The following is a 3,402-nucleotide window of genomic DNA, read 5'->3' as shown; positions in this document are numbered from 1 at the left end:
GGATGCCGTTGGTACCGACGATGAGTCCGCCGTCCGTGCGGATGATGCGCCCGCGCATGTGCACGCGGGTGCCGATCAGCCGGATCTGCGGCGTGTTCTGACCGGCCTGGAATCCGGACGCGAGCGGCAGGGTCCGCCACGCAGGGGTCGGTTCCCAGATCGTGGCCCACACGTTCGCGGCCGCGGACGTCTTGACCCAGACGGACCCGTTCACGGCGGTGACCACGGTGTGCACCGGCGCCCCCGCGTACAGACTGTTGCGCTCGGCAACGTCCGCGACGTGCTGCCACAGATGGGGGTCGATCACTGTTGCCAGATCTGCGAGAGCGCCCGGTCCGACGGGTGCGTCACCGCCCTCGGGCACGGGCAGCCCGGCATATCCGATGGTCGCCATGAGACTCCTGTCACGCAGAGAATTGGATGGTGATGGTGCCGCCGGTGACGGCCATGTAGTCGGTACGGCCGGACGCATAGATCGCCAGGCCCCGGGCGCTGCCGGATGCCAGAGCGGCACGCCATGAGGCAGGCAGTGTCGCTGTGCCCCTGCCGCCGACCGACAGCGAGAGCAGTTCCTCCGGGCCGTCCCCGAGGGTGAGTTGCCCGGATGGCGGCGACGTGTAGCCGTGTAGGTAAAGGTGCAGCGGGCGCTTGGCGTTGACGCCGGACCCGGCACGGCGAGTGAAACTGACCCGCATTGACGAGACGGTCTTCCCGGCGCAGGCTGCGGCGATTGCTGTGCCGTAGAACCAGCCGCCGCGGCGGTTGCCGCCGCCGGTCCAGTCGCCTTGGATCGGGTTGGCCGCGTAGTCGTCGGGGCGCCCGCCCCGCCAGCTCCCCGACGCGGTCGGCGTGATCGTCACGGTCTTCGGTGGCCGGGTCGGCGGCGGTGTCGGGGACGGGGTCGAGCCGCCGATCTGCGCGTACAGCTGCCCGGTGCCGTTGGCGTCCTTCCGGGTCCACAGTGCGGTGACCTGCTCGTAGTCGCCTCCTGGCGGCGTGGTCCCCCAGGTGTAGGACGAGACCGTGATCAGGTCCGCGGCCGCGTCTTCCGCGATGCGCCGGACGCTCGCCGCGTCCGTGCCCCCCGGGTCCGGTCCGAGCCGCCACAGCACTACCGGATTTGTGCCGGGCCGCACCGCGACCCAGTCGCCGACCGCCCGGCCCCGGTAGGAGTCCGGGCACGGCACGTCGAGGAGCAGCGTTCCCTGGTAGTCCAAATTCACCCCGGTGTCGGTGACGTCGACGACCTGCGCCGACACTGTCGATGCCCCCGCGGGGGTGCCGCCGAGCGCCCGGCCGAGGTCTTCCGCAGCGCTCACGTGATCCTCCTCGGCGTCGTCCGGGTCGTGCAGGACATGGAGGCGGCGCCCAGCGTGTATGACAGGGAGTCGACCAGGTGCCTCTCCCACGCGCCCGGGCCGGTCTCCGCTTCGATCACGTCGCCGCACTCAAGCGCCGGATTGCACGCCGCAGTCAGGGACAGCGTGTTCTGCACGCCGAGGCTGTCGGCGAGTCGGGCCCGCGCCACCTCCTCGGCCTGTCCTGCCGAGGTGATCAGCGACGACGAGTACCTCTGGGACCGGACCCGCACCCATGTCAGGCCGAGGCGCTGCGGGGCGAGCGGGTCGTCGACGGGGTCGGGGCCGGCATACGTGAGGCTGCCCTCGTCGTCGTCCCACGCATGGACTGGGCCGACCGCTGGTGCGCCGTCGCCCGCGTCGCCGGACACCGACCACACGTTGGCGAGGCCTTCGGCAGTCTGTTCAGGCTGCGGTTCGACCAGGGCGCCACCGGCACCACGGGCGACCCGCCACACCACCGGGTCGGCCAGGGTGGGCACCGGGCCCACCGTGACGATGCCCCGTGCGTCGACCCACAGTTCGGCAGCAAGAGCTGCGGCGATCCCAGTAGCGGCGCCGGCGGTGTCCGTGCCGCCGGACAGGACCGCCCACCGGTCCTCGTCCGCGACGATCTGCGGCACTGCGGTGTCCGGGTCGACTCCCGTCCGCCACGCGACGGGGACGCCTGGCAGCGCTTCACCGGCCAGCAGTTCCACCAAAGCTCGCGCCGAGTCCGGGCCGATCGTGCGCGGAACGGGGAAGCGTGCCGCCTGGATCTCCTCTTCCAGGCCGTCGAGCTCCACCTGGATGCCGGTCTTCGTCTTCTTCGGCCGGTTGACTGTGTACCGGCCGGCGGGGATCCACACCGTGTCAGTGCGGGCAGGCGTGATCCCCTGCCACAGGCGGACGTTCGTCGAGACGGGGTTGATGCCGTCGCGGCTGAGCGGTACGCCGGTGAGGGTGGCTGATGCGGAGTACCGGACGGCCTGGGTGCGGGAGGCCTGGACCTGGGCGGACCCGGCGACGAGTCCGCACGGCTGCCATGTCTGCCCGCCGTCGACCGTCCACTCGGCCCGGTACGGGCGCCCGCACGCCCCGGACAGTGCGGCCAGCGCCGCAGCGGAGATCGGCAGCATCAGAGGATGCCGTTCGTGCTGAGCGATGCCCACGAGGAGTAGCTGGCAGCGACCGAGTCCCACGTCGCGAACCGCTCGGCGAGAAGGTCCCACGACCAGCCGGGGATGCGCATCGGCTGCCCAGTGGTGTCAGGGCGGTCCACCTGCGTCAGAGCTGCCTGGTAGCTCCGGGACTGCGTGGGGATGCTGTCCATGACCTGCTGCACGTCGCTCAGCAGTACGTATTGGTCGGGTCGGTGATAGTCGGGGCGGGTCTGGATCAGCCTCACTCCGGGTGTCACCAGCAGCCGCTCCAGCGCCTCAATCTGGGGGCCCTCGGCGTCTATGACGATGCTCGACTCGGCGGCAGCATAGACATCCTGGGATGCCACCGGGTAGGCCGAGCCCTCCACTGCGGCAGAGTCGATCCGTGCGCTCCATGTCAGGTCAGGCCACGACCTGACCGTGACCAATGCCGACAGGCCTGGCTCGTCCAGACTCTTGATCCACACATCGCGGGACCACGACGTTGGTGCGGGCGCGGTGACGGCGAGCGAGGATGCCGGGCCTGTAGACCCGTCCTCGTAGACCGGGGTGGCGGTGTAGACGACCGCGACACCGAGCGGCGCCTCGTGGTCGTAGGCCGTACCGACGCCTCCGATTGCCCATGCCGGGTCGGCGGACCGGACCGGGACAGGCGAGGTCGCCCCCGGGTCCTGGCGCACGATGCGGACCTTCCGTACCGCAGATGCATCCGGGAGGGCGGGCGGGGTGGTGCCGTTGTACGACAGCACCACCCCTGCCCACGGCTCGTCCATTACCGCCGCGAAATACCCGTCGGGTGAGGTGACCCGCTCGGGCGGTGTGATCAGCGGAGCATCCGGGTCCACGATCATCGGCATGCTGGTGCTCCTATCTGTTGGTCATGGTGCGGCGTACCTGCGTGA

Annotated in this window: 3 protein-coding genes and 1 pseudogene; all 4 read right to left on the bottom strand. The window is 70.6% G+C overall.

The genetic code is table 11. From position 1 onward, the window contains the following. Positions 1–394: pseudogene (locus tag ACWCQ6_RS36405) on the bottom strand (hypothetical protein); the annotation flags it as partial. A gap of 10 nt (positions 395–404) precedes the next feature. Next, entirely contained in the window at positions 405–1,319 is a 915-nt protein-coding gene (locus tag ACWCQ6_RS36400; protein ID WP_451096685.1) for a hypothetical protein, read from the bottom strand. Further along, on the bottom strand, positions 1,316–2,509 hold the full coding sequence (locus tag ACWCQ6_RS36395; protein WP_451096683.1) for a phage tail protein: 1,194 nt from the start codon (positions 2,507–2,509) through the stop codon (positions 1,316–1,318). The genes ACWCQ6_RS36400 and ACWCQ6_RS36395 overlap by 4 nt, the downstream gene beginning before the upstream one ends. Further along, complete coding sequence (locus ACWCQ6_RS36390; protein WP_451096681.1) at positions 2,476–3,357, bottom strand: hypothetical protein; 882 nt, start codon at positions 3,355–3,357, stop codon at positions 2,476–2,478. The genes ACWCQ6_RS36395 and ACWCQ6_RS36390 overlap by 34 nt, the downstream gene beginning before the upstream one ends. Positions 3,358–3,402 lie beyond the last annotated feature (45 nt).

The organism is Streptomyces sp. NPDC001880, from assembly GCF_053594575.1.
The sequence above is the reverse complement of the archived record's forward strand: the minus strand, read 5'-3'. Positions and strand labels throughout refer to the sequence as shown.